The 25,915-nt window shown below is 75.4% G+C and carries 16 protein-coding genes, 2 pseudogenes and 2 riboswitches; of the genes and pseudogenes, 11 read left to right on the top strand and 7 right to left on the bottom strand.

The genetic code is table 11. From position 1 onward, the window contains the following. Window positions 1-55: 55 nt before the first annotated feature. A complete protein-coding gene (locus KRR39_RS13320; RefSeq protein WP_216937553.1) occupies window positions 56-1,012 on the top strand; it encodes a helix-hairpin-helix domain-containing protein in 957 nt (318 codons plus the stop codon). Further along, on the top strand, window positions 1,012-3,438 hold the full coding sequence (locus KRR39_RS13315) for a ComEC/Rec2 family competence protein (RefSeq protein WP_254185122.1): 2,427 nt from the start codon (window positions 1,012-1,014) through the stop codon (window positions 3,436-3,438). Before KRR39_RS13320 ends, KRR39_RS13315 begins: the two co-directional genes overlap by 1 nt. Here the strand turns inward: KRR39_RS13315 and KRR39_RS13305 are convergent. After that, window positions 3,424-4,854 (bottom strand): serine/threonine-protein kinase, encoded by a 1,431-nt coding sequence (locus KRR39_RS13305; protein ID WP_216937550.1) that lies wholly within the window; start codon window positions 4,852-4,854, stop codon window positions 3,424-3,426. The two genes, KRR39_RS13315 and KRR39_RS13305, sit on opposite strands and share 15 nt — an antisense overlap. Before the next feature lie 98 nt (window positions 4,855-4,952). On the opposite strand from KRR39_RS13305, the gene holA reads away from it, so the two are divergent. Continuing rightward, a complete protein-coding gene (gene holA / locus KRR39_RS13300) occupies window positions 4,953-5,939 on the top strand; it encodes a DNA polymerase III subunit delta (RefSeq protein ID WP_216937548.1) in 987 nt (328 codons plus the stop codon). A 78-nt stretch (window positions 5,940-6,017) separates the two neighbouring features. Here holA and rpsT read toward each other — a convergent pair whose 3' ends face one another. Then, entirely contained in the window at window positions 6,018-6,278 is a 261-nt protein-coding gene (gene rpsT / locus KRR39_RS13295) for a 30S ribosomal protein S20 (protein WP_216937546.1), read from the bottom strand. Between the two features lie 178 nt (window positions 6,279-6,456). After that, window positions 6,457-7,422 (bottom strand): phosphotransferase, encoded by a 966-nt coding sequence (locus KRR39_RS13290; protein WP_216937544.1) that lies wholly within the window; start codon window positions 7,420-7,422, stop codon window positions 6,457-6,459. An 87-nt stretch (window positions 7,423-7,509) separates the two neighbouring features. Between KRR39_RS13290 and lepA the strand changes: the two genes are divergently transcribed. Next, window positions 7,510-9,426, top strand: a complete 1,917-nt coding sequence (gene lepA, locus KRR39_RS13285) for a translation elongation factor 4 (RefSeq protein ID WP_216937542.1) — start codon at window positions 7,510-7,512, stop codon at window positions 9,424-9,426. A gap of 4 nt (window positions 9,427-9,430) precedes the next feature. Continuing rightward, on the top strand, window positions 9,431-11,179 hold the full coding sequence (gene bluB / locus KRR39_RS13280) for a 5,6-dimethylbenzimidazole synthase (RefSeq protein ID WP_216937540.1): 1,749 nt from the start codon (window positions 9,431-9,433) through the stop codon (window positions 11,177-11,179). Here bluB and cobF read toward each other — a convergent pair. Continuing rightward, window positions 11,149-11,904 (bottom strand): precorrin-6A synthase (deacetylating), encoded by a 756-nt coding sequence (gene cobF, locus KRR39_RS13275; RefSeq protein ID WP_254185121.1) that lies wholly within the window; start codon window positions 11,902-11,904, stop codon window positions 11,149-11,151. The genes bluB and cobF overlap by 31 nt on opposite strands. Then, window positions 11,901-15,506: a cobaltochelatase subunit CobN gene (cobN, locus tag KRR39_RS13270; RefSeq protein ID WP_367303667.1), complete on the bottom strand. Its 3,606-nt coding sequence runs from the start codon at window positions 15,504-15,506 to the stop codon at window positions 11,901-11,903. The genes cobF and cobN overlap by 4 nt, the downstream gene beginning before the upstream one ends. A 31-nt stretch (window positions 15,507-15,537) precedes the next feature. Continuing rightward, window positions 15,538-15,683, bottom strand: a riboswitch (cobalamin riboswitch). Between cobN and KRR39_RS26140 the strand changes: the two are divergent. The 3 genes and pseudogenes from KRR39_RS26140 to KRR39_RS13260 form a co-directional block, all read left to right on the top strand. Beyond that, a pseudogene (locus KRR39_RS26140) lies at window positions 15,677-15,859 on the top strand (hypothetical protein); the annotation flags it as partial. Its footprint overlaps the riboswitch before it by 7 nt. Window positions 15,860-16,576: 717 nt before the next feature. Next, window positions 16,577-17,227 carry a precorrin-8X methylmutase gene (locus KRR39_RS24860; protein WP_254185735.1) on the top strand — a complete coding sequence of 217 codons (651 nt, stop codon included), beginning with the start codon at window positions 16,577-16,579 and terminating at the stop codon, window positions 17,225-17,227. After that, window positions 17,224-18,726 carry a precorrin-2 C(20)-methyltransferase gene (locus tag KRR39_RS13260; protein ID WP_216937534.1) on the top strand — a complete coding sequence of 501 codons (1,503 nt, stop codon included), beginning with the start codon at window positions 17,224-17,226 and terminating at the stop codon, window positions 18,724-18,726. The genes KRR39_RS24860 and KRR39_RS13260 overlap by 4 nt, the downstream gene beginning before the upstream one ends. On the opposite strand, the gene KRR39_RS13255 is transcribed toward KRR39_RS13260, so the two are convergent. Further along, window positions 18,683-19,483, bottom strand: a complete 801-nt coding sequence (locus KRR39_RS13255; RefSeq protein WP_216937532.1) for a cobalt-precorrin-4/precorrin-4 C(11)-methyltransferase — start codon at window positions 19,481-19,483, stop codon at window positions 18,683-18,685. The two genes, KRR39_RS13260 and KRR39_RS13255, sit on opposite strands and share 44 nt — an antisense overlap. Next, on the bottom strand, window positions 19,480-20,697 hold the full coding sequence (gene cbiE / locus KRR39_RS13250) for a precorrin-6y C5,15-methyltransferase (decarboxylating) subunit CbiE (protein ID WP_216937531.1): 1,218 nt from the start codon (window positions 20,695-20,697) through the stop codon (window positions 19,480-19,482). The genes KRR39_RS13255 and cbiE overlap by 4 nt, the downstream gene beginning before the upstream one ends. Window positions 20,698-20,782: 85 nt before the next feature. After that, window positions 20,783-20,975: riboswitch (cobalamin riboswitch) on the top strand. A 31-nt stretch (window positions 20,976-21,006) separates the two neighbouring features. Between cbiE and KRR39_RS13245 the strand changes: the two genes are divergently transcribed. The 3 genes and pseudogenes from KRR39_RS13245 (at window position 21,007) to cobBC (ending at window position 25,915) form a co-directional block, all read left to right on the top strand. Then, complete coding sequence (locus KRR39_RS13245) at window positions 21,007-22,929, top strand: magnesium chelatase subunit D family protein (RefSeq protein ID WP_216937529.1); 1,923 nt, start codon at window positions 21,007-21,009, stop codon at window positions 22,927-22,929. Between the two features lies 1 nt (window position 22,930). After that, window positions 22,931-23,527, top strand: coding sequence for a cob(I)yrinic acid a,c-diamide adenosyltransferase (gene cobO, locus KRR39_RS13240; RefSeq protein ID WP_216937528.1), 597 nt, complete (start codon window positions 22,931-22,933; stop codon window positions 23,525-23,527). Further along, window positions 23,521-25,915: pseudogene (cobBC, locus tag KRR39_RS13235) on the top strand (bifunctional hydrogenobyrinic acid a,c-diamide synthase/histidinol phosphate aminotransferase CobBC). Before cobO ends, cobBC begins: the two are co-directional and overlap by 7 nt.

Raw genomic sequence — 25,915 nt, 5'->3', positions numbered from 1 at the left:
ACAGGCCGCGGACGTGCGCCTTCCCGATCGGTCGGGGTCTTCCTAGGTTCTCCTCATGCGCTCACGCAGGTCAGCCAACGAAGAGGTCGCCGCGGTGGCACGGCGACGGCTCGAGCTGCTGAGCGCGGAGCTCGCCGAGATCCGTCCGGACGCCGTGGGCACCCCGGTCCACCGGCCCACGGGCGGGTCCGGCGGGCTCCCCGCTGACGGGGTCCCGGGTCGGCACGCGCACCGGCCGGTCGGCCGGCTGTCGTCGGTGGGCGGCTGGGCGCACGACCGGCTGCCGCCGACCCTGCAGGGCCGGGTCGGCCTGACCTCCGCGCACCTGGCGGTGCTGGCGCTGGTGGTCGCCGCCGCCCTGGCGGCCGGCGCGTGGTGGGCGCTGCGGGCGGGAGGACGCGAGACGTCCCTGCCGGTGGTCGCGTCGTCCCCCTCGGCGCTCGCCGCGGTCCCGGCACCGACGGCCGGCCCGCCCGCGTCCTCCCCTCCGACCCCTCCGACGACGGGCGGCGCCGGTCCCACCGCAGGTTCCGCTGCCGGGGCCGCGGGGGCGACGCCGTCCGGCAGCATCGTCGTCGACGTCACCGGCAAGGTCCGCCGGCCGGGCATCGCCACGCTCCCGCTGGGCTCCCGGGTCGTCGACGCCCTGGAGGCAGCGGGCGGTGCCCGGCCCGGCGCCCGCACCGGCGCGCTGAACCTGGCCCGGGTGCTGGCCGACGGTGAGCAGATCGTGGTCGGGAGGCCTGCTCCGCCGGGTGTCGCCGCCTCGGCCGCCGGTGTCCCGGCCGGGGGTTCGGCCGGCGGCTCCTCGACCGCCACCCCGCTGGTGAACCTGAACAGCGCCACCCAGGCCGACCTGGAGCTGCTGCCCGGGATCGGCCCGGTGACGGCTCGCTCGATCCTGACGTTCCGCACCGAGAACGGCGCTTTCACCTCCGTCGACGAGCTCCTGGAGGTGTCCGGCATCGGGGACGCGACGCTCGCCGAGATCGCCCCCTTCGTCACCCTCTGATGCCGGCGCTCCCTCCCGACCTCCGTGCGCTGGTCCTGGCGGTGTCCGCCTGGGCCGGCGGGCTGGCCGTGCTCGGGCTGCCGGGCTGGAGCGTGGGCGTCCTCGCGGTGCTGGGCGTGGTGCTCGTCGCGACCCGCCGGCGGGGCGGGCGACCGGTGCGGACGCTGCTCGCCTGCCTGCTCGCGGCCTGCGCGGTCGGGGGCGTGACCGCCCTGCGGGTCGAGGGCGACCAGCACGGCCCGGTGGCCCGGCTGGCCGAGCAGGCCGCCGTCGTCACCGTCACCGGCCGGGTGACCACGGACCCGGTGCTGCGCGACGGCCGGTTCGGGTCGTTCGTGCTCACCCGGCTGTCGGTCTCCGACGTGGTCGGCCGCGGGCACCGCTACCGGACCGGCGTGCCGGTGCTGGTCGTCGCCGACGAGAGCTGGCATCGGGTCGAGCTCGGGTCGGTGGTCACCGGCACCGGCCGGCTCGCCCCTCCGGACGGCCCCGACCTGGCCGGCGTGCTGTCAGTGGGCCGGCCGCCCCGGGTGCTGCACCGTCCCGGCGAGCTGTTCGCCGCCGCCGCGCGGGTCCGGGCCGGCATCCGGGCGTCGGTAGCGGACGCCCCGCCGGACGCCCGGGCCCTGGTGCCGGCCCTGGTGGTGGGCGACGACCGGTCGATGTCGGCCGGGGTCGTCGAGGACTTCCGGACGTGCGGGCTGACCCACCTCGCCGCGGTCTCGGGCACGAACCTGACGCTGGTGGTCGGCTTCCTGCTGGTGCTGGCCCGGTGGGCGGGCGTGCGTGCCCGCGGCCTGGTGCTGGTGGGCGTCCTCGGGGTGGCGGGTTTCGTGCTGCTGGCGCGCCCCGAGCCGAGCGTGCTGCGGGCGGCGGCCATGGGGTCGGTGGCCCTGCTGGGGCTCGGCGCCCGCGGGCGGGACACCGGCGTCCGGGCGCTCGGGGTCGCGGTGCTGGTGCTGCTGCTCCTCGACCCGTGGCTGGCGCGGTCGGTCGGCTTCGCGCTGTCCGCGCTCGCCACGGCGGGCATCCTGTTCCTCGGCCCACCCTTCCGCGACGCGCTGCGCGGCTGGCTGCCCCGCTGGGCCGCCGAGGCGCTGGCCGTCCCGTTCGCCGCGCAGCTGGCCTGCACGCCGGTGGTGGCGGCGATCTCCGGGCAGGTGAGCCTGGTCGCGGTGGTCGCGAACCTCGTGGTCGCCGTGGTCGTCGGGCCGGCGACGGTCCTGGGGCTGCTGGGCGGCGTGCTGGTGCTGGTGGTGGAGCCGGCCGGACGGGCCTGCGGGTGGCTGGCCGGGCTCTGCGCCTCCTGGATCATCACCGTCGCGACGCACCTGGCCCGGCTGCCCACCGCGGTGCTGGACTGGGCGCCGGGAGTCGTGCCGGTGCTGGTCCTGGGCCTGCTCTGCGTGGTCGTCGGCCTCGGCGCCGGTGCGGTGCTCCGCCGCCCCCGCTGGTCGGTGGCGCTCAGCCTGCTGCTGGTCGTGGTGATGCTCCGCCCGCTGCCCAGCCCGGGCTGGCCGCCCCGGGGGTGGGTGCTGGTGGCCTGCGACGTCGGGCAGGGCGACGGCCTGGTGCTGAACGCCGGCGGGGGAGCCGCGGTGGTCGTGGACACCGGCCCGGACCCGCCGGCCATGGCCGCCTGCCTGGACCGGCTCGGCGTGCAGCAGCTGCCGGTCGTCGTGCTCACGCACTTCCACGCCGACCACGTCGACGGCCTCGCTGCGGTGCTGCACGGACGCCGGGTGGGGGAGGTCGACGTGACCGCGACCGAGGACCCGGCCTACGGCGCGGCGGACGTACGTCGCCGGGCGGCCGCCGCGCGGGTGCCGGTGCGGGTCCCCGCCTACGGGGAGGTCCGCCGCGTCGGGCAGCTGACCTGGCAGGTGGTCGGCCCGGTCTCCGTCGCGTCAGGCGGCGAGCACGGCGAGGAGGGCTCGGCGGCGAACAACGCCAGCCTGGTACTGCTCGTCGAGGTGCACGGCGTGCGGGTGCTGATGTCCGGCGACATGGAGCCGGAGGCGCAGCAGCGGCTGGACGCGTCCCTGCCGGGGCTGCGGGTCGACGTGCTCAAGGGGCGGACCACGGCAGCCGCTACCAGGACCCGGACCTGCTCGACGGGCTCGGGGCCCGGCTCGCCCTGGTGTCGGTGGGCCGGGACAACGACTACGGCCACCCGGCCGTGGCGACGCTCGCGCTGCTGCGCCGGGCAGGGATGCGGGTCGAGCGCACCGACGAGGACGGCGACGTCGCGGTCACCGTCCGCGACGGCCGGCTCGGGGTCACCGCCCGGGGGACCCGGAGCCGGTGAGCTCAGGCGGGACCGTCCCCGTCGATCAGGTAGCCGTCGCCGGACTTCTCGAGCTGGATCAGGTGCTGCTCGGTCGTGGTGCGGCCGTTGGTCTTCGTGTAGGTCAGGGTCGCGGTGACGGCGCCGTCGCCGGCGGGGCGCACGTCACCCACGGACACCGACTTGATCGTGCGCCAGAAGCCGTCGTAGGAGCCGCGGCCGACGACGCCCTGGTAGCGGGGGTGAGCAGCGCCCAGCCCGCGTCGGTGCCGCCGGGGCCCTGGGCGAAGTAGTCGGTGAGGAACGACTTCTGGGCCGCCAGCCCGGCGCCCGTCGCCGGCGTCGTCGAGCGCGTGGGCGTCGGCGAGGCGGCGGGCGTGCTGGGCGCCTGCGACGGCGTGTCCTGCGCGCTGGGCGAGGGGGTGCTCGACTTCTTCGGGCTCCTCGAGGCGGACGGCGAGCCGGCCGGGCTGCTCGCCCCGGCCGAGGGTCCGGCGCTGGGGTCGGAACCGGACCGCTGGGACGCGGCGTACGCGACGCCCCCGATGACGAGGAGCAGCGCGACCGCCGCCAGCACGGCGTACACCGGGCCGCGGCTGCGCCGTCCCGGACCCCCGTCGTACGACGGGCCGGGCGGGTCGACCGGGGCGGCCGCGGGCACCGGCTCCCGCACCGGCTCGGGGGCGGGGCGCTCGACCTGGGTGGTCGGGGCGGCGACCCCGGCGGTCTGCTCGCGGGTGCCACCGGTGCTGTGCGCGTCCGCCAGGCGGCGCAGGCCGTGCGCGGCGTCGTCCATCGACCAGCGCGAGTCCGGGTCGCGGTCCATCATCCGCAGCAGCGCCGGCTCGAGGAACTCCGCGCGCCGCGGTCGCGGCGGCTGGCCGGAGGTGATGTCGTGCAGCACCGCGACCGGGTTGGTCCGCTGCTCGTAGGGCGAGCGGCCCTCGACGGCGGCGTACAACGTCGCGCCCAGCGCCCAGACGTCGGTGCCGGAGCCGGGCTCGGCGCCGCGGGCGAGCTCGGGGGAGAAGTAGCTGGGGGTGCCGGTGAGGAAGCCGGACTGGGTCAGCGCCGGGTCGCCGGCCGAGCGGGCGATGCCGAAGTCGCTGATCTTCACGACGCCGTCCTCGCGGACCAGCACGTTGCCGGGCTTCACGTCGCGGTGCATGGTGCCGGCCCGGTGCGCGGCGGCCAGGCCGGCGGCGACCTGGGCGCCGATGTCGGCGACCACCGTGGGTTCCAGCGGGCCGTCCTGCTTGATGATCTCCGACAGGGAGCGGCCGGGCACGTGCTCCATCACCAGCCAGATGGCGCCGGCCTCCTCGACGACGTCGAAGACGGTGACCACGTTGCGGTGGCTGAGGCCGGCCGAGGAGCGGGCCTCGCGGAACGCGCGGGCCGAGTCGGTCACCGACTCGCCCGGCAGCAGGCCGACCTGCTTGACGGCCACCTCGCGGCGCAGGGTCTCGTCCTGGCACAGCCAGACGGTCCCCATCCCGCCCTGGCCGATGGCCGACAGCACGCGGTAGCGGCCTCCGATCAACTCGGGCTGCATCGTGTCCTCTCGGTCGGGTCGGCTCGGTTGTCGTGGCGACCGTACCCACCCGGTGGCGGCGTACTCGTGTCGGTCGCGTGTGGCAGGCTGGCGCCACCATGGCGACACCTCGAGCTTCCGACATCCTGGGGCACGTCACGCTGGTGACCGGCCCCGAGGAGTTCCTCAACCAGCGCACCATCTCGGCGGCCGTCGTGGCGGTGCACGCCTTCGACCCGGAGTCCGAGGTCAGCGAGACCACGGCCGACCAGGTCACGATGGGGGTGCTCGGCGACTTGGCCGCCCCCTCGCTGTTCTCGTCGATCCGCTGCGTCGTGCTGCGCGGGCTGGAGGACCTGCCCGAGGAGACCCACGCCGGCCTGCTGGACTACGCCGCCGCGCCGTCGGAGGACATCGGCCTGATCCTGGTGCACTCCGGGGGCCAGAAGGGCTCCGGCCTGCTCACCAAGCTGCGCAAGGTCGCGAGCGTCACCGAGGTGAAGTCCGCCTCGCTCAAGCCCTCGGAGTTCTCCCGCTTCGTGTCCGCGGAGGTCCGCGGCCACGGCGGCCGGATCGCCGAGGACGCCGCCGACCTGCTGGTGCAGGCGATCGGCCAGGACCTGCGGGCACTGGCCGGGGCCGCGAGCCAGCTGGCCAGCGACTTCCCCGGCGAGCCGCTGACGGAGTCCGTGGTCCGCAAGTACTTCGGCGGCCGCGCCGAGGTCAAGTCGTTCGCGATCGCGGACGCCGCGCTCTACGGCCGGACCGCGGTCGCGCTGGAGGAGCTGCGCTGGGCGCTGGACAACGGGACGGCGTCGGTGCTGGTCACCAGCGCCTTCGCGACCGGCCTGCGGGGGCTCGCCCGCTTCAAGTCGGCGCCGCGGGGGCTGCGGGAGGCCGACCTGGCCCGGGAGGCCGGGGTGCCGCCCTGGAAGATCCGGGTGCTGCGCGAGCAGGCCCGCGGCTGGGACGACCTCGGCCTGGCCACGGCGATCACCGCCGTCGCGCGGGCGGACGCGGACGTCAAGGGCCAGGCCGGCGACGCGGCGTACTCCCTGGAGCGGATGGTGCTGACCATCACCGGGGCGCACGGCGGCGGACGCTGAGCACGGGTCCGGAACGCGAACGAGGCGCCTGCTCCCGGGGGAGTGGCGCCTCGTGCAAGGTGTGCGAGGGGTGCAGCGTCAGAGCGACGCGGCCCGCTTGTTGATCGCGGACTTCTTGTTCGCAGCCTGGTTCTTGTGGATGACGCCCTTGGAGGCGGCCTTGTCCAGCTTGCGGCCGGCCGCAGCGGCCAGCGTCTTGGCCTGGTCGGCGTCGCCGGCGTCGGCAGCCTCGCGGAAGCGGCGCACGGCAGACTTCAGCGCGGACTTCACGGACTTGTTGCGCTCGTGCGCAGCGTCGTTCTGTCGGTTGCGCTTGATCTGGGACTTGATGTTCGCCACGGGGCAGGCCTCGATCGTCGTTCTCGTCGGTTGGGTCAGTGCTGAGTCAGTCGGTGCTCGCTCCCGGTGAACCAGGAGCCGGAGGGCGCAGAGACGCCCGAACACGCAAGCCAGAACCTTACCAGCGGCCCGCGCGAGCGCCCAAATCGCGGCGCGCAGCGGGAGCCCGGCCGCCCGGTCAGGTCCAGCCGCGGCGCTGCGCCAGCCACGCCCAGGCCACCTCGGCACTCCAGTCCTGGTGCACCCGCAGGTACGGCGACGAGTGCGGCGCCGGCTCGTCGCGACGGGCCAGGAAGTAGCCGCAGAACAGCGCGAGCAGGCTGTCGATGTCGTCGGGGTCCACGGTCCGGGTCAGGCGGCGCTCGGCGAGCACCGCGTCGGCGTCGAGGCCGTCCCCGAACGCCGACATCAGCAGGCAGACGGTGTCGATCCAGGCGGCTCCCTGCACCGGCCAGTTCCAGTCGCACAGGTAGGCCCGGCCCGCGGTGAGCAGCAGGTTGTCGTCGCGCGCGTCGGTGTGCACCAGGGTGTTGCCGGCCGAGGCTGCGGCGTAGCGGCCGGCGAGGGCGACCGCCTCGTCGAGGTGCGGCCAGTCGGGGGCGGTGGCCCGGACGTGGTCCCAGCCGTCGAGGAAGTCGGCGAACTCCTCGCCGAACGGCGCGAGCCGCATCGGCGGGGGCGTCAAGGTCTGCGCGACCAGCTCGAGGGTGTCCAGGCAGGCGTCGAGCTCCGCGCGCTGCCAGGGCCGCACGGGGTTGTGCCCGTCGACGTACTCCAGGGCCAGCAGCACCCACAGGTCGTCCTCGTGGCTCCACAGCAGGTGGGGGACGGGCAGCCCGGAGGGCAGGCTGCGGAGCTTCTGGATCTCCTCGCGGTAGGCGTCGGCGAACGGGCGCTGCGCCTTCTTGCTGGCGGCCTTGAGGAAGATCCGCCGACCGTCGGCGCCGGTGAGCACCGAGGCGAGCCCCGGCGTGTAGCCCGCTTCCACGGAGACCGCCTCGACGACCGTGGTCCCGAACAGGTCCTCGACCAGTCGGCGGGTCATCGGCGGCAGCAGCAGCCAGTCCAGGCGCCGTGCCGTGCGGCCGTGCGGGACGGGCTCCAGGCTGGACGGGTCCCGGGGGCCGCGGGCGGTGAGGGGCATGGCCGTCATTGTGTCCGCCGACCGGCACCGCGTCACGCACCTCGCCGGGGTCGCGGCCGTCCGGATCTCCGCCGGTGCTGTGGGAGAATGACCGTGATCCCCGCAAGCTACCGAGAGTCGCCCGTGCCCATCTCCCAGTCCGCGCCCAAGCCGGGCCAGACCGATCCCGCGATCATCCGCAACTTCTGCATCATCGCGCACATCGACCACGGCAAGTCCACGCTCGCCGACCGGATGCTCCAGCTCACCGGCGTCGTCGATGCGCGGGCCGCGCGGGCGCAGTACCTCGACCGCATGGACATCGAGCGGGAGCGCGGCATCACGATCAAGAGCCAGGCCGTGCGGATGCCCTGGACGGTGGCGGACGACAACGACGCCGCGGCCGAGCCGGGCAGCTACGTGCTGAACATGATCGACACCCCGGGGCACGTCGACTTCACCTACGAGGTGTCCCGCTCGCTCGAGGCCTGCGAGGCGGCCGTGCTGCTCGTCGACGCCGCCCAGGGCATCGAGGCGCAGACGCTGGCCAACCTGTACCTCGCGCTCGGCGCCGACCTGCACGTCATCCCGGTGCTGAACAAGATCGACCTGCCCAACGCGCAGCCGGAGAAGTACGCCGCGGAGCTCGCCGGCATCATCGGCTGTGACGTGTCCGACGTGCTGCAGGTCTCCGCGAAGACCGGCCTCGGCGTGGAGCACCTGCTCAACGAGATCGTCGCCCAGACCCCGGCGCCGGTGGGCGACCCCGACGCCCCGCCGCGCGCGCTGATCTTCGACTCGGTCTACGACACCTACCGCGGCGTGGTCACCTACGTGCGGGTGGTCGACGGCAAGCTGACCCACCGGGACCGGATCAAGATGATGAGCACCGGTGTGGTCCACGAGATGCTCGAGGTGGGCGTGATCAGCCCGGAGCCGGTCAAGGCCGGCGACCTCGGGGTCGGCGAGGTCGGCTACCTGATCACCGGGGTGAAGGACGTCCGCCAGTCCCGGGTCGGTGACACCGTCACCAGCCAGCACCACGGCGCGACCGAGGCGCTCGGTGGCTACAAGCACCCCAACCCGATGGTCTACTCGGGGCTGTACCCGATCGACGGCGACGACTACCCCACGCTGCGCGACGCGCTCGAGCGGCTGCAGCTCAACGACGCGGCGCTGGCCTACGAGCCGGAGACCTCCGGCGCGCTCGGGTTCGGGTTCCGCTGCGGCTTCCTGGGCCTGCTGCACATGGAGATCGTCCGCGAGCGGCTCGAGCGCGAGTTCAACCTCGACCTGATCTCCACCGCGCCCAACGTCGTCTACACCGTGGTCATGGAGGACGGCAGCGAGATCGTCGTGACCAACCCGAGCGAGTACCCCAACAACGGCAAGATCGCCGAGGTCCGCGAGCCGGTCGTCAAGGCCACGATCCTGAGCCCCAGCGACTACATCGGCGTGATCATGGAGCTCTGCCAGACCAAGCGGGGCCAGCTCGAGGGCATGGACTACCTCTCCGAGGACCGCGTCGAGATGCGCTACACGCTGCCGATGGGCGAGATCGTCTACGACTTCTTCGACCAGCTGAAGTCGCGCACCAAGGGCTACGCGTCGCTGGACTACGAACCGACCGGCGAGCAGGCCGCCGACCTGGTCAAGGTCGACATCCTGCTCCAGGGCGAGACGGTCGACGCGTTCAGCGCGATCGTGCACCGCGACCAGGCCTACGGGTACGGCGTCTCGCTGGCCGGCAAGCTCCGCGAGCTGATCCCGCGTCAGCAGTTCGAGGTGCCGATCCAGGCCGCGATCGGCGCCCGGGTGATCGCCCGCGAGACGATCCGCGCGATCCGCAAGGACGTGCTCGCCAAGTGCTACGGCGGCGACATCACCCGCAAGCGCAAGCTCCTCGAGAAGCAGAAGGAGGGCAAGAAGCGGATGAAGATGGTCGGCCGCGTCGAGGTCCCCCAGGAGGCGTTCATCGCCGCGCTGTCCTCCGACGGCGCCGGCGCGGAGAAGACCAAGAAGTAGCCGGATGCCGTCCCAGGGCTGGCCGCGCCCCGTCCCGCTGATCGGCGACCGGACCTCCGCGGCCGAGCGGGCCGCGGACGTGGGCGCCTGGGCGTTCCCCGAGGCGGCCCGCGACGCGCTGCACGACGTGATCGCGGCCCGCCGCGACATCCGCAGGTTCCGCCCGGACGCGGTGGACCCCGCGATCCTCGAGCGGGTGCTCACCGCCGCCCACCGCGCCCCGTCGGTCGGGCACAGCCAGCCGTGGCGCTTCGTCGTGGTGACCGCGGCCGAGACCCGCGAGCGGGCCGCTCGGATGGCCGACGAGCAGCGGCTCCGGCAGGCCCGCGAGCTCGAGCCGGAGGCCGGGCGCCGGTTGCTCGACCTGCAGCTGGAGGGGATCCGCGAGGCGCCGTACGGCGTGGTCGTCGCGTGCGACCGGAGGACGCCCGCCGCGGGCGTGCTGGGCCGGGCGACCTTCCCCGACGCCGACCTCTGGTCCTGCGCGTGCGCGATCGAGAACCTCTGGCTGGCCGCCCGGGCCGAGGGTCTCGGCCTCGGCTGGGTGACGCTCTTCGACCCCGACGAGCTCGCCGACCTCCTCGGTCTGCCGGAGGGGGTCGTGACGCTCGGCTGGCTGTGCCTGGGCTGGCCCGACGAGCGCCCGCCGGCGCCCGGGCTGGAGCGCGCCGGCTGGTCGCGGCGGCAGCCGCTGGAGGAGGTCGTGCTCCACGAGCGGTGGCAGGAGACCGGTGCGACGGCCGCGCCGCCGGTCTCGCACCTGCGCGCGCCGGACCGGGTCGCGGTGGTGCGCGCCCGCGACGAGGGGGACACGCTGCTGACCCCGCCGGGGTCCCTCGGCGTCCTGGACCGGTACGTCGACCGGCTGGAGGCCGTCGGCCGCGCCGGGGTCTCCGGCGGCGAGCTGCTGCTGGTGGGGGCCCGGCACCCGGTCTCGCGCCTGGGGGTGAGCGCCTTCCCCGACTCGGTCACCGACGACGTGCTGTCCGCGGCGGCCGCGGGGGTGTCCGCCGGTGCGGTGGCGGCCCACGCGGCCGGGCTCGGGTTCCGGGTCGTCGACGCGGGCACGAGCACCGGAGACCTGCTCGACCGGGACGCGCTGTCCCGGTCCGTGGCCGACGGGCTGGTCGAGCGTGGCCGCCTGCTCGGCGCCGAGGTCGCAGCGGGGCACCGGGTGCTGGCCGTGGGCGAGGTCGGCATCGGGAACACCACGGTGGCGGCCGCCCTCGCCGCCGCGCTGCTCGGCCTGGACGCCGGTGACGTCGTCGGGCTGGGCGCCGGCTCCGACAGCGCGATGCTGGACCGCAAGCGCGCCGTCGTCGAGGGCGCCCTGGCCCGGGCCCGCCGCGAGCACGGGGACCTGACCGCCCGGCCCGGGCAGGCGCTCGCGTCGCTGGGCGGGGCCGACCTGTGCGTCCTGGTGGGCGCGGTGCTGGGCGCGGCCGCCGGCGGCGCGGTGACCGTGCTGGACGGCCTGGCCACGACCGTGCCGGCCCTGGTGGCGGTGGCGCTCGAGCCGGGGGTGGCGGCCTACCTCGTGGCCGGGCAGCGCAGCCGCGAACGGGCGCACGCGACCGCCCTGGAGCACCTCGGCCTCGAGCCGCTGCTCGACCTGCGGCTGCGGGCGGGGGAGGGCGTCGGCGCCGCGATGGCCTCGTCCCTGCTGTTCCAGGCGCTGGCGCTGCGGCACGGCATCGGCCGCACGACGCCGCAGGGCCCGGCTCAGCCCGAGGGGCAGCGCCGCAGCAGGTAGGTGTCCATCACCCAGCCGCGCTCGGCCTTCGCCCGCGCGCGCAGCTCCTCGATCCGGGGCAGCACGTCGCGCAGCGGCCCGTGGACGAGCACCTCGGCCGCCGTACCGAGGTTGGCGCCCCACCAGACCTCCCAGTCGCCGGACAGCCGCCGGCAGGTGAGGTCGCCGTCGAGCATCACCACCAGGTTGTCGGCGCCGCCCTCGACGGTGCCGAGCAGGCGCCGGCCGGTGGTGATCGTGACCGGCTCCCCGACCCGGTGCAGGACGATCCGGTGCCGGGCTGCCAGCAGCTGCACGGAGCTCACTCCCGGGACCACGTCGTAGGGGAAGCTCAGCACGCCGCGCGCCAGGATCCGTTCGACGATCCGCAGGTGGCTGTCGTAGAGCGACGGGTCGCCCCAGACCAGCAGGCCGGCGACCTGGTCCGCGCCGAGGCCGGCGAGCACCGTCTCGACGGCGACCGCGCGCGCCTCGTGCCAGGCGGAGACCGTCGCCTCGTAGTCGGCGGGGGACCGGTCCCGGGGCGGGTCGGGGACCTCCACGATCCGGTGCGCGCCGGTGACGTGCCGGCGGCAGATCTCCTCGCGCACCGCGACCAGGTCGTCGACCCCGCGGTCCTTCACGGGGACCACGAAGACGTCGACCTCGTTGAGCGCGGCGACCGCCTCGACGGTCAGCTGGTCGGGGCCGCCGGGACCGATCCCGATCACCCGCAGCCGTCTCACCGGCGGTCCTCGAGGTCTCCCTCGACGTCGAGGTAGGCCTGCCGCATGGCGTCCATGGTGTCCGGGTCCGGCTCGGCCCACAGCCCGCGCTCGGCCGCCTCGGACAGCCGATCCACCATGCTGTGCAGCGCCCACGGGTTGGCCTCGCGCAGGAACGCCTGGTTCTCCGGGTCGAGGACGTAGCTCTGCGCCAGCGACTCGTACATCCAGTCCGGCACGACCGCCGCGGTGGCGTCGTACCCGAAGAGGTAGTCGACGGTCGCGGCCATCTCGAAGGCGCCCTTGTAGCCGTGCCGCCGCATCGCGGACATCCACCGCGGGTTCACCACCCGGGACCGGAAGACCCGGGCGGTCTCCTCGGTCAGCGAGCGGGTGCGGACGGCGTCCGGCGAGGTCGAGTCGCCGATGTACGCCGCGGGAGCCGTCCCGGTCAGCGAGCGGACCGTCGCGACCATGCCGCCGTGGTACTGGAAGTAGTCGTCGGAGTCGGCGATGTCGTGCTCGCGGGTGTCGGTGTTCTTGGCCGCGACGTTGATCCGCCGGTAGTTCGCGCGCATGTCGTCACCGGCGGCCACGCCGTCGAGGCCGCGGCCGTAGGCGAAGCCGCCCCAGGCGGTGTAGACCTCCGCCAGGTCCTCGTCCGTGCGCCAGCTGCCGGACTCGATCAGCGGCAGCAGGCCGGCGCCGTACGCCCCGGGCTTGGAGCCGAAGATCCGGGTGGTCGCGCGGCGCCGGTCGCCGTGCTCGGCCAGGTCGGCCCGGGTGTGGGCGCGCACGTAGTTGTCCTCGTCGGGCTCGTCGAGCTCCGCGACCATCGTGAACGCGTCGTCGAGCATCGCGACGACGTGCGGGAACGCGTCCCGGAAGAACCCCGAGATCCGCACCGTCACGTCGATCCGCGGGCGGCCGAGCTCGGCCAGCGGGACGACCTCGAGGCTCCCGACGCGGCGGGACTCCTCCTGCCACAGCGGCCGGACGCCGATCAGCGCCAGCACCTCGGCGATGTCGTCGCCCGACGTGCGCATCGCCGAGGTGCCCCACACCGACAGGCCGACCGACCGGGGGTAGCCGCCGGTGTCGGTCACGTAGCGGTCCACGAGCGAGGCTGCCATCGCCAGGCCGGTGTCGTAGGCCAGCCGCGACGGCACCGCCTTGGGGTCGACGGTGTAGAAGTTCCGGCCGGTCGGCAGCACGTTGACCAGCCCACGCAGCGGCGACCCGGACGGACCCGCCGGGACGTAGCCGCCGTCGAGGGCGTGCAGCACCGCGGTGAGCTCGTCGGTGGTGCGCGCCAGCCGGGGGACGACCTGGATGGCGGCGAACTCGAGCACCGCCGTGACGACCTCGTCGTGCCCGAGGGCCTCGGCGACGACGGACGGGGCGGCCGCGGCGTCCCAGCCCCCGGCCTCCATGGCGAGCACGAGCGCCCGGGCCAGCGCCTCGGCGGCGTCCACCTCCGCGGTGCTCGCCTGTCCCGAGCCCGTGGTGGAGTCCTTCAGGCCCAGCGCCGACCGGAGCCCCGGCAGGGCGTTGGCCTGACCGCCCCAGACCTGGTTGGCCCGCAGGATCGCGAGCACCAGGTTGACCCGTGCCTCGCCCACCGGCGGGTCCCCGAGGACGTGCAGTCCGTCCCGGATCTGGGCGTCCTTGATCTCGCACAGCCAGCCGTCGACGTGCAGCAGGAAGTCGTCGAACGCTGAGTCGCTGGGTCGTGCGGCTGCATCACCAAGCCCGAGGTCGTGGTCGAGCCGGGCCGCCTGGATCAGCGTCCAGATCTGCGCGCGGATCGCCGGCAGCTTGGCGGGGTCCATCGCCGCGATGTTGGCGTGCTCGTCCATCAGCTGCTCGAGCCGGGCGATGTCGCCGTAGGCCTCGGCCCGGGCCATCGGTGGGACCAGGTGGTCCACGATCGTGGCGTGCGCGCGGCGCTTGGCCTGGGCGCCCTCACCCGGGTCGTTGACCAGGAACGGGTAGACCAGCGGCAGGTTCCCGAGCGCGGCGTCGCTCGCGCAGCCGTCCGACAGGGCGAGGGTCTTGCCGGGCAGCCACTCCAGCGAGCCGTGCTTGCCCAGGTGCACGACCGCGTCGGCGCCGAACTCGTTCTCCAGCCACCGGTAGGCCGCGACGTAGTGGTGGCTGGGCGGCAGGTCCGGGTCGTGGTAGATCGCGACCGGGTTCTCCCCGAAGCCGCGGGGCGGCTGGATCAGCACCACCAGGTTGCCGGCCTGCAGGGTGGCCAGCACGAGGTCGTCCCCGTCGACGTACAACGAGCCGGGTGCCTCGCCCCAGTGCCGGGTCATGCCCTCGCGCAGCCCGGCCGGCAGCTCGGCGAACCACCTCCGGTACGTCGCTGCCGGGATCCGCACCGGGCTGCCGGACAGCTGCTCGGCGGTGAGCCAGTCCTCGTCCTGACCGCCCGCGTCGATGAGCGCGTGGATCAGGGCGTTGCCGGCCTCGGCGTCGTCCTTGCGGTCCAGACCGGGCAGGCCCTCGCCCAGGTCGTAGCCCCGCGCCGCCATCGCCCGGAGCAGGCGCACCGCCGACACCGGGGTGTCCAGGCCGACGGCGTTGCCGACCCGGCTGTGCTTGGTGGGGTAGGCCGACAGCACGAGCGCGATCCGCCGCTCCGCCGGGGGAGTGTGCCGCAGCCGGGCGTGCGCCACCGCGATGCCCGCCACCCGACGGCAGCGCTCCGGGTCGGCGACGTAGCGCGGCAGGCCCTCCTCGTCGGTCTCCTTGAACGAGAACGCCGTCGTGATGATCCGGCCGTCGAACTCGGGGACGGCCACCTGGGTCGCCGCGTCCAGCGGGGAGACGCCGTCGTCGGACGCCGCCCACGTCGCACGGTCCCAGGTGAGGCAGAGCCCTTGCAGCACAGGGATGTCGAGGGCGGAGAGGGCCTCGACGTCCCAGGCCTCGTCGTCCCCGCCGGCGCTGGAGGTCGCCGGCTTGGTCCCGCCGGCGGCGAGCACGGTGACGACCAGCGCGTCGAGCGTGCCCAGCTCGGCCAGCAGCTCCGCCGGCGCCCCGCGCAGCGAGGAGCAGTAGACCGGCACCCCGACGCCACCGGCGGCGTCGACCGCGTCGGCGAGGGTGTGCACGAACGCGTCGTTGCCGGAGGCGAAGTGCGCCTTGTAGAACAGGATCCCGACCCGCGGACCGGTCGCCGTCGACGCGCGGGGCAGCACCCCCCAGGACGGCAGCGCCACCGGCGGCTCGAACGCGTCACCGGTGAGCAGCACGGTGTCCGAGACGAACGCGTGCAGCTGCGCCAGGTTGGCCGGCCCGCCCTCGGCGAGGTAGCGGTGCACCTGCACGGCGGTGCCGACCGGCACCGTCGACCGCTCCATCAGCTCGGCGCTCGGCTCGCGCTCGCCGCCCACCACGACCATCGGCACGCCGGCGTCGCGGATCCGCTCGAACCCGCTGCACAGGTCCTCGGGGCGTCCCAGGATGCGGGCGACGACGAGGTCGCAGTGCTCCAGCCCGGCCATCTCGGCGTGGGACGAGCGGCCCGGGTTGGCGAGCAGGAAGTCGGCACCGGACGCGCGGGCGGACAGCAGGTCGGTGTCCGAGGTGGACAGCAGGGCGATGCGGGGCACTGATGCTCCTTCGTGGAGTTCTCGCTCCAGCTCGTGAGGAGTCATCGAGGTCAGTGTCTGGCTGGCGGGCTCTGGTCGAGCTCGCATCACAGTGGCGGAACCGCCCCGGAGTCACACCGGGTTCCTGAGGTCACGACGACGAAGCCGTCAGCATAGACCCTGCGAACCGGGTGCCGACCGTGTGCCATCCTGTGCCCGTGCTCGACCAGACGACCCCCCGGCTGCGCCCGGACCGGTGCCCCGGGGTCACCCGTCCATGGCTCGCGGACGACGGGGCCCTGGTGCGGATCCGGCTCGTCGGCGGGGTCCTGGGCACCGAGGCGCTGGCCGCTCTGGTGGCGCTGTCCGCGACCTACGGGGACGGCGACCTGCACCTGACCAAGCGGGCGAACGTGCAGGTCCGGGCGGTCCCGCACACCGAGGGAGAGCTGCCGGACGGCTTCGTGGCCGCGGTCCGGGCGGCCGGTCTGCTGCCCTCGACCTCGCACGAGCTGGTCCGCAACGTGATGGTCTCGCCGCTGTCCGGACGAGCCGGGGGGCGGGCCGACCTGCGGCCCGTCGCGCAGGAGCTCGACCGGCTGCTGCTGGCCGACCCGGAGTGCGCCGACCTGGCCGGCCGGTTCCTGTTCACCCTCGACGACGGCCGCGGCGACCTGGTCGGGCGTACGTCGGACCTGGCGGCCGTCGCCCTGGACGGCCGGACCGTGCAGCTGCGGGCCGGGTCCGACCAGTGGGGCGACGTGCTGACGATCGACGAGACCGCCAGAGCCCTTCACACGTTGACGAAACGCTTCCTGCTGGCCCGCGGGACGGGGGCGACGGCGGCCTGGCACGTCGACGAGCTGGACACCCCCCCTGCTCGACGGCACCCGCGACGCGCGCAGCCACGTGACGAGCGGGCGTCCGTCGTACGGTCGGCACCCGCAGCACGACGGCCGGGTCGTCGAGCACGTCGACGTACCCGACGGGGTGCTGTCGCCCGGGGCCGCCGCCGAGGTGCTCGACCGGGCCGGCACCGAGGTCGTGGTGACCCCCTGGCGCAGCCTGCTGCTGCCGGACCTGGAGGACCGATGACCGTCCAGCCGCCCCCGCGCACCTACGGCTACGAGCGGGACGGGGCCGCGATCTACCGCGCGTCGTTCGCGACGATCCGCGAGGAGACCGACCTCTCCGGGGTCCCCGCGGACGCCGAGAAGGTCGCGGTCCGGATGGTGCACGCCAGCGGGCAGACCGACCTCACCCGCGACCTGCGGATCCACCCGGAGCTGGTGCAGGCCGCGCGGGCGGCGCTGCAGGCCGGGGCGCCGATCCTCTGCGACGCCCACATGGTCGCCTCGGGCGTCACCCGGGCCCGGCTGCCGCGGGACAACGACGTGGTCTGCCTGCTGCGGGACCCGCGGGTGCCCGACCTCGCCCGCGCCTGGGGCACCACCCGGTCCGCAGCCGCGGTGTCGCTGTGGGAGGACCGCCTGGCCGGCGCGGTGGTGGCGATCGGCAACGCCCCGACCGCGCTGTTCCACCTGCTGGAGATGATCGACGCCGGCGGCCCACGGCCCGCGGCGGTGATCGGCGTGCCGGTGGGCTTCATCGGGGCGGCCGAGTCCAAGGCGGCGCTCGCCGCCCACCCCGGCCAGGTGCCCTACCTCGTGGTGCACGGCCGGCGCGGCGGCTCCGCGATGGCCGCCTCGGCGCTGAACGCGCTCGCCCGGGACGCGGAGTGAGCGGCCGGCTGTACGGCGTCGGGCTCGGCCCCGGCGACCCCGAGCTGATCACCCTCAAGGCGGCCCGGCTGATCCGTGACGCCCACGTGGTCGCCTACCACGCCGGTCGGCACGGCAGCTCGATCGCGCGGGGGATCGCCGCCGACCTGATCCCCGCAGGCGTGGTCGAGGAGCAGCTCGTCTACCCGGTGACCACCGGGACCGCGGAGCACCCGGGCGGCTACGCCGGCGCGATGGCGGACTTCTACGAGGAGTCCGCCGCCCGGCTCGCCGCGCACCTCGAGGCCGGCCGGGACGTGGTGCTGCTCGCGGAGGGCGACCCGCTGTTCTACGGGTCCTACATGTACATGCACGACCGGCTCGCCGGCCGCTTCGAGACCGAGGTGGTGCCCGGCGTGACCTCGGTGGCGGCTGCCTCGGCGGCGGTGTCCAGCCCGCTGGTGCGGCAGACCGACGTCCTGACGATCCTGCCCGGGACGCTGCCCGAGCCGGAGCTCGCCCGCCGGCTCGCCGACACCCAGGGCGCGGTGATCATGAAGCTCGGCCGCACCTTCCCCGCGGTCCGCCGGGCCCTCGAGGCCGCGGGCCGGCTCGGCGACGCGTCGTACGTCGAGCGGGCGTCCACCGGCCGGCAGGTCGTGCTGCCGGTCGCGGAGGTGGATCCCACGACGGTGCCGTACTTCTCGATCATCGTCGTCGCCGGGGACACCGCCGGCGACGCCGCCCGCTACGAGGAGCCACGGCCCGCCGCGACCGGCCTGGCGGTGCCGGGGGAGCTGCTCGTGGTCGGCCTCGGCCCGGCCGGCGACGACTGGCTCACCCCCGAGGTGGCCGCGGCCCTGGCCGAGGTCGACCACGTGGTCGGCTACGCGCCCTACGTGAACCGGGTGCCCCAGCGGCCGGGCCTGCACCGGCACTCGAGCGGCAACAGCGTCGAGGTCGACCGGGCCGCGTTCGCCCTCGGGCTGGCCCGGTCCGGGGAGCGGGTCGCGGTGGTGTCCGGCGGTGACGCCGGCGTGTTCGGGATGGCGTCGGCGGTCTTCGAGGCGGCCGAGGACGAGCGGTACGCCGGGGTGCCCGTCCGGGTGCTGCCCGGGATGACCGCCGTGCAGGCCGTCGCCGCGCGGGCCGGCGCGCCGCTCGGCGGGGACTTCGCGGTGCTGAGCCTGTCCGACCGGCTCAAGCCGTGGCCGGTGATCGAGCGCCGGCTGGCGGCGGTGGCGGAGGCCGACCTGGTCCTCGCCGTCTACAACCCGGCGTCCCGCTCCCGGACCACGCAGGTCGCCGAGATGCAGAGGATCCTGTTGCAGCACAGGGATCCCGGGACGGTCGTGGTGGTGGGACGCGACGTGGGTCGCGCGGGCGAGACCCTCGAGGTGAGCACGCTGGGCGACCTCGACCCCGCCACCATCGACATGCGCTGCCTGCTGATCGTCGGCTCCAGCGGTACGACGGTCAGCCCGGGCGGCCGGGTCTGGACACGTCGCTCGGTGCGGTGACGCCGGGACGGTCCCGGGCCGCGTCGTACAGGTGCGACTCGGCGACGCAGGCGGCGTCCGAGCGGGCGGTCAGCGCCCGGCTGACGATGATCACCGCCGTGTGCCGCAGGCCCAGCGGCTCCACCCGGTCGGCGATGTCGTCGAGCCGGCCGCGGACCACCACCTCCCGCGGCTGCGACGCGAACGCCACGACGGCCACCGGGCAGTCCGGGCCGTAGGCGTCGGCGAGCTCCGCGGCCAGGGCGCGGATCCGGGTGATGCCGAGGTGCAGGACCAGGGAGCCCCCGATCGCGGCCGTCGACCCAAGCGACTCGGCCTCCGGCATGGACGTGGACCGGGCCTGCGTGCGGGTGAGCACCACGGTCTGGACCAGCTCCGGGACGGTGAGCTCGACCCCGAGGGCCGCGGCCGCCGCGGCGTAGGCGGGCACGCCCGGGGTCACGTCCCAGGGCACGCCCGCGGTGTCGAGGCGCCGGGTCTGCTCGGTGAGCGCGGAGTACAGCGAGGGGTCCCCCGAGCACAGGCGTACGACGTCGAGGCCCGCCGCGTGCGCCTCGAGGAGGGCGGTGGTGATCGCGTCCAGGTCGAGGTGCTGGGTGTCGACCCGACGCGTGCCCGGGCCGCACATCGCGAGCACCGCGTCGTCGACGTAGGTGCCCGCGAACACGCACACCTGCGCCTCGCGCAGCAGCGTGACGGCGCGGACGGTCAGCAGGTCGGCGGCACCCGGGCCGGCCCCGACGAAGTGCACCGTCACCGGGCCACCGCCCACTGCACGACCGGGCGTGCGGGGCGCCAGCCGGTGAACGAGCCCAGCGGCTCGGCCTGCTCGACCGACACCCGGGTCAGCTCGCCGCCGGCCCGCTTGCACCAGGACGCCAGCACCGCCTCGGTCTCCAGGGTGACCGCGTGCGCGACCAGCCGGCCCCCCGGACGCAGCCGGTCCCAGCAGGTGTCCAGCACGCCCGGGACCGTCGCCCCGCCGCCGACGAAGACCGCGTCCGGGCCGGGCAGGCCGGCCAGCGCCTCCGGGGCGGACCCGTTGCGCACCTCCAGTCCCGGCACCCCGAGCCGGGTGGCGTTGCGGCCGATCCGCGCGGCCCGCTCCGGCGACGACTCCACGGCGACCGCCCGGCACCGTGGGTCGGTGCGCATCCACTCGATGCCGACCGAGCCGGCTCCGGCGCCGACGTCCCACAGCAGCTCGCCGGGGTTCGGCGCCAGCCGGGAGAGGGCCAGCGCGCGCAGGTCCCGCTTGGTCAGCTGACCGTCGTGCTCGTAGGCCTCGTCCGGCAGCCCGGGCAGCGGCGGCAGGACGAGCGCGTCGGGGGAGGCGACCAGCTCGACGCAGACGACGTTGAGGGCCGGCGACTCGACGTGCCGCCACGTGGACGCCGTCGCGTCGGTCCGCGCCTCGGAGCGGGACCCGAGGTCCGACAGGACGCTGAGGGTGCTGTCGCCGTAGCCGTCGTGGACCAGCATCGCGGCGACCGCCCAGGGGGTGGCGCCGTCCGAGGACAGCACCACCAGCCGCCGGCCGGGTCCGAAGCACCGCCGCACCGCGTCGTGCTCGCGGCCCACGAGCGTGACCACGTCGGTGGACTCCGCCGACCAGCCCATCCGGGCCCGGGCCAGCGACACCGACGAGATGCCCGGGTGCACCTCCACGTGCTCGGATCCCAGCAGGGCAACGAGGTTCGTCGCGATCCCGGACAGCAGCGGGTCGCCCGAGGCGAGCACGACGACCCGCCTCCCGTCGTACGTCGCGAGGAGCCGCGGCAGGGCCGGCAGCAGCGGCGAGGGCCACGGCTCGCGGACCGCGTCGGTGGCCGGGACGAGCGCGAGCTGGCGGGGCCCGCCGAGCAGCACCTCGGCGTCCAGGACCAGCTCCCGGGCGCCCGGGGCGAGCCCCTCCCAGCCGTCGGCGCCGAGACCGACCACGGTCACGCGCGGGGTCGCCAGAGCAGTCATGGGCGGCAACAGTAGGGCATCCGCCGGGCCGGGCGCGCCGGCGAGACGGCCCCTCGACAACCGGCCGGCGCGCGCTACGATCACCCCGGCAGTCAAAGACCGAGGTGCCCCTCACGGGGATAATCGGGAAGTCGGTGAGAGTCCGACACAGGCCCGCTGCGGTGACCTGGGAGCCGCCGATCGGCGCGAGAGCGCAGCCACTGGACGTGAGTCCGGGAAGGCGATCGGACCGGTGTTGATCAGGAAGTCCGAAGACCGGCCTTGGTCCTGTGCCACGGAACCATCCCAGCGGGAGCCTGTGGAGGATCAGTGCGACATTTCCCATTCAGCGCGGTCGTCGGTGCCGACGACCTCGGTCTCGCGCTCACCCTGAGCGCGGTCTCGCCCGGCGTGGGCGGCGTGCTCGTGCGCGGCGAGAAGGGCACGGCCAAGTCCACGATGGTGCGGGCCCTGGCCTCCCTGCTGCCGGACGTGCCGGTCGTGGAGGGCTGCCGGTTCTCCTGCGACCCGGCCGCGCCCGACCCCACCTGCCCGGACGGCGTGCACGGCGGTGGCGTCACCGGTGTCACCCGGGCCGCCCGGCTGGTCGAGCTCCCGGTGGGGGCGACCGAGGACCGGGTGATCGGCTCGCTGCACCTCGGCCGGGCGCTGAGCGACGGCGTGACGGAGTACGACCCGGGGCTGCTGGCCCGCGCACACCGCGGTCTGCTGTACGTCGACGAGGTCAACCTGCTGCACGACCACCTCGTCGACCTGCTGCTGGACGCCGCCGCGATGGGCCGCTCGACCGTGGAGCGGGACGGGGTCTCGGTGAGCCACGCGTCGCGCTTCGTGCTGGTCGGCACGATGAACCCGGAGGAGGGCGAGCTGCGCCCGCAGCTGCTCGACCGGTTCGGGCTCAGCGTGGACATCGCCGCACCCCGCGACCCGGAGACGCGCGTCGAGGTGGTGCGCCGCCGGCTGGCCTACGACGCCGACCCGGCCGCGATGGCGGCGCGCTACGAGGACGACGAGCGGGCGGTGGCCGAGCGGATCCTCAAGGCACAGGCCCTGCTGCCCGACGTGCTGCTCGACGACGAGGCCCTGCTCGACATCGCCCGCGTGTGCGCGGCGTTCGAGGTGGACGGGATGCGCGCCGACATCGTCACCGCCCGCACCGCCTCTGCCCACGCCGCCTGGTGCGGCCGCACGGCGGTCACCCGCGAGGACGTCCGGGTGGCCGCCCGGCTGGCGATCCCGCACCGGCGTCGCCGGTCCCCGTTCGACGAGCCGGGGCTGGAGGACCGGACCATCGAGGACACCCTGCCGCCCGACCAGCAGGAGGGCCCGGACGACCCGGAGCCGCCGGAGGGCGGACCCGACGGTCCACCGGAGGGGCCGCCCGAGGGCGACGCCGGCGCAGAGGGGGACGCGCACCCCGGGCCAGCGGACGCGGGTCCGGCGCCGACGTCGGTCGCCGAAGCGGGGGAGCCCTACCGGGCCCGGCTGCTGGCCGCGCGCGGCACCGGGACCGGGGAGGCCGGCCGCCGCTCCCGTGCCCGCACGACGAGCGGGCGGACGGTCGGCGCCACCCGTCTCCCCGCGGGGCCGGTGCACCTGCCCGCCACCCTGCGCGCGGCCGCCCAGCACCCCGGCCGGATCCGGCCCGACGACCTGCGGCACGCGCTGCGCGAGGGCCGCGAGTCCAACCTCGTCCTGCTCTGCGTCGACGCGTCCGGCTCGATGGCGGCGCAGCGCCGCATGGAGCAGGTCAAGGCCGCCGTGCTCTCGCTGCTGCTCGACGCCTACCAGCGGCGCGACAAGGTCGGGCTGATCACCTTCCGCGGCGGCCAGGCGCACCTGGTCCTGCCGCCGACCGGCTCGGTGGACCTGGCCGCGCGACGGTTGGCGTCGCTGCCCGCGGGCGGCCGCACGCCGCTGGCCGAGGGCCTCCTCGAGGCGTCCCGCACGATCGACCGCGAACGGCTCAAGGACCCGCGTCGCCGGGCCCTGCTGGTGGTGGTCACCGACGGGCGGGCGACGCACGGTCCGGACGCGGTGGCCCGGGCCGGGCAGGCAGCCGACCGGCTCGCCGCCGACGGGGTCGACGGCGTGGTGATCGACTGCGAGACCGGCCGGCTGCGGATGGGGCTCGCGGTCCGGCTCGCCGAGCGGCTGGGCACCGAGCACGTCCCGGTCGGCGAGGTCAGCGCCGACGCGATCACCAGCCACATCAAGCGAAAGGTGGCCTGAGATGCCGCAGGGACAGCCGCTCGTGATCCCCGACGACGGGTTGAGCACCAGGCAGCGGCGCAACCGGCCGCTCGTGGTGGTGCACACCGGAGACGGCAAGGGGAAGTCGACCGCGGCCTTCGGGCTGGCGCTGCGCGGGTGGAACCAGGGCTGGTCGATCGCCGTGTTCCAGTTCGTGAAGTCCGCCAAGTGGCGGCTCGGCGAGCAGACCGCCTTCGAGCAGCTGCCCGACGGATTCGGCACGGTCGAGTGGCACAAGATGGGCTCCGGGTGGTCGTGGGCCCGCAAGCAGGGCGAGGAGGACGACCACGCCCGCGCGGCCGCCGAGGGCTGGGCCGAGATCAAGCGCCGCATCGCGAGCGAGCAGCACGACCTGCTGCTGCTCGACGAGTTCACCTACCCGGTCAACTGGGGGTGGATCGACGTCGACGACGTGGTGGAGACGCTGGCGAACCGGCCCGGCCACCAGCACGTGGTGATCACCGGGCGCCGGGCCGACCCCAAGCTCGTCGAGGTGGCCGACCTGGTCACCGAGATGACCAAGGTCAAGCACCCGATGGACGCGGGCCAGAAGGGCCAGCGGGGCATCGAATGGTGAGCATCCCGCGGCTCGTGGTCGCCGCCCCCCGCCTCGGGGCACGGCAAGACCACGGTCGCCACCGGCCTGATGGCGGCGCTGCGCGCGGCCGGGCACGAGGTGTCCGGGCACAAGGTCGGCCCGGACTACATCGACCCGGGCTACCACGCGCTGGCCACCGGCCGGCCGGGCCGCAACCTCGACCCACACCTGGTCGGCGAGGACCTCGTGCTGCCGCTCTTCCTGCACGGTGCGGCGACCCCGGTCCCGGCCGACGTCGCCGTGGTCGAGGGCGTGATGGGGCTGTACGACGGAGCGCTCGGCCGCCGCGGGTTCGCCTCCACGGCCCACGTCGCCGCCGAGCTCGACGCGCCGGTCCTGCTGGTCGTGGACATCTCGCACGCGGCCCGGTCGGTCGGCGCGATGGTGCACGGGATGGCCACCTTCGACCCCGCGGTCCGGATCGCCGGCGTGGTGCTCAACAAGGCGGGCTCGGCGCGGCACGCCGCCGAGGCGCAGGCAGCCGTGGAGGGGCTGGGCATCCCGGTGCTCGGGGTGCTGCACCGGGACGACGGGATCTCCGCGCCGTCCCGGCACCTCGGGCTGGTGCCCGCGGGCGAGCGCCCCGACGCCGAGACCGCCCTGGCCCGGCTGGCCTCCCAGGTCGCGGACCACGTCGACCTCACCGCGGTCCTCGAGATCGCCCGCTCGGCCCGCGACCTGAGCGCCGAGCCCTGGGACCCGGCCGCCGCGCTCGGCCAGGCGGCCCGGCCGGTCAGCCCCGGCTCACCCGTGGTGGCCGTCGCCGGCGGCCGCGCGTTCACCTTCCGCTACGCCGAGACCGACGAGCTGCTGCGGGCCGCCGGCTGCCGGGTCGAGGTCTTCGACCCGCTGACCGACCTCGCGCTGCCGGCGGGCACGGCGGCGATCTACCTCGGCGGCGGCTTCCCCGAGGTGCACGCCGCCGAGCTCGGCGCCAACACCACCCTGCTGGCCGCCGTGCGCGAGGCGGTCCGGGACGGGGTCCCGACCGTCGCGGAGTGCGCCGGGCTGCTCTACCTCTGCGAGAGCGTCGACGGGTCGCCGATGAGCGCGGCCCTGGCCGCGTCGGGCGCGATGACACCGGGGCTCACGCTGGGCTACCGCACCGGCAAGGCGCACGACAGCCTGCTCACCCGGGCGGGGGAGCGGGTGACCGGCCACGAGTTCCACCGCACCACCGTGGTCCCGGCGAGCGGCGCCCCGGCCTGGACCATCGGCGAGCAGCCGGCCGGCTTCGCCGGCGCGACGTTGCACGCGTCGTACCTGCACACGCACTGGGCCGGCTTCCCCCGGCTCGCGGCCCGGTTCGCCGCCGCCGCGTGGGGCTTCGCCGCCACGGACCCCGCGCCGGTGCCCGACCTGCACCACCACGGGGACCGCGAGGTGGGCCCGGGGCTGGTGGACCTGGCGGTCAACGTGCACCCGGGCGCCCGGCCCGACTGGCTCGACCGGGCGCTGCGCCGGTCCCTCGACGACCTCGCGTCCTACCCCGACCCGTCCGCGGCGCGCGCGGCGCTGGCCGGCCGGCACGGCCGCGGCACCGACGAGGTGCTGCCGACGGCGGGCGGCGCGGAGGCCTTCACCCTGGTGGCCCGGATGCGCCGGTGGCGCCGGCCGGTCGTGGTGCACCCGCAGTTCACCGAGCCGGAGGCGGCGCTGCGGGCGGCCGGTCACCAGGTGACGCGGGTGCTGCTCTGCGCCGAGGACGGGTTCGCCCTGGACCCTGCGCAGGTCCCCGAGGACGCGGACCTCGTGGTCGTCGGCAACCCCACCAACCCGACCGGTGTCCTGCACCCCCGCGCGCTGCTCGAGCGGCTGGTCCGGCCGGGTCGCGTGGTGGTCGTGGACGAGGCCTTCATGGACGCCGTACCGGGGGAGACGGAGTCGCTGGCCGGCAGCCGGGTCGCCGGGCTCGTGGTGCTGCGCAGCCTGACCAAGACCTGGTCCCTGCCGGGCCTGCGCGCCGGGTACGTCGCCGGTGACCCGGCCCTCGTGCGCGAGCTGGCCCGGCAGCAGCCGCCGTGGTCCGTCTCCACCCCGGCGGCGGCCGCGATGGTCGCCTGCTGCGGGGAGGAGGCGCTGCGCGAGGCCGCCCGCCGGGCGGTGCTGGTCGGCGGCTGGCGCGACCACCTGGTGGCGACCCTGGCCGGCCACGGTCTCGACGTGGTGGGCACGCCGGCCACCCCGTTCGTGCTGGTGCGCGGGCCGCTCGGGCTGCGCGACCGGCTGCGGGCCGGGGGCTTCGCGGTCCGGCGCGGCGACACCTTCCCGGGGCTCGGCCCGGAGTGGGTCCGGCTCGCGGTGCGGGAGCCCGCGACCACGGACGCCCTGGACGACGCGCTCGGTCGCCTCGCCGTGACGGTCTGA

Origin of the sequence: Nocardioides panacis, from assembly GCF_019039255.1 — a bacterium.
In the GTDB taxonomy this organism is placed as follows: domain Bacteria; phylum Actinomycetota; class Actinomycetes; order Propionibacteriales; family Nocardioidaceae; genus Nocardioides_B; species Nocardioides_B panacis.
The sequence above is the reverse complement of the archived record's forward strand: the minus strand, read 5'-3'. Positions and strand labels throughout refer to the sequence as shown.

Excerpts from the sequence above, each read along its gene's own strand:
- KRR39_RS13320 (WP_216937553.1), top strand. The coding sequence starts at position 56 with ATGCGCTCACGCAGGTCAGCCAACGAAGAGGTCGCCGCGGTGGCACGG.
- KRR39_RS13315 (WP_254185122.1), top strand. The coding sequence starts at position 1,012 with ATGCCGGCGCTCCCTCCCGACCTCCGTGCGCTGGTCCTGGCGGTGTCC.
- KRR39_RS13305 (WP_216937550.1), bottom strand. The coding sequence starts at position 4,854 with ATGCAGCCCGAGTTGATCGGAGGCCGCTACCGCGTGCTGTCGGCCATC.
- holA (WP_216937548.1), top strand. The coding sequence starts at position 4,953 with ATGGCGACACCTCGAGCTTCCGACATCCTGGGGCACGTCACGCTGGTG.
- KRR39_RS13290 (WP_216937544.1), bottom strand. The coding sequence starts at position 7,422 with ATGCCCCTCACCGCCCGCGGCCCCCGGGACCCGTCCAGCCTGGAGCCC.
- lepA (WP_216937542.1), top strand. The coding sequence starts at position 7,510 with ATGACCGTGATCCCCGCAAGCTACCGAGAGTCGCCCGTGCCCATCTCC.
- bluB (WP_216937540.1), top strand. The coding sequence starts at position 9,431 with ATGCCGTCCCAGGGCTGGCCGCGCCCCGTCCCGCTGATCGGCGACCGG.
- KRR39_RS24860 (WP_254185735.1), top strand. The coding sequence starts at position 16,577 with ATGACCGTCCAGCCGCCCCCGCGCACCTACGGCTACGAGCGGGACGGG.
- cbiE (WP_216937531.1), bottom strand. The coding sequence starts at position 20,697 with ATGACTGCTCTGGCGACCCCGCGCGTGACCGTGGTCGGTCTCGGCGCC.
- cobO (WP_216937528.1), top strand. The coding sequence starts at position 22,931 with ATGCCGCAGGGACAGCCGCTCGTGATCCCCGACGACGGGTTGAGCACC.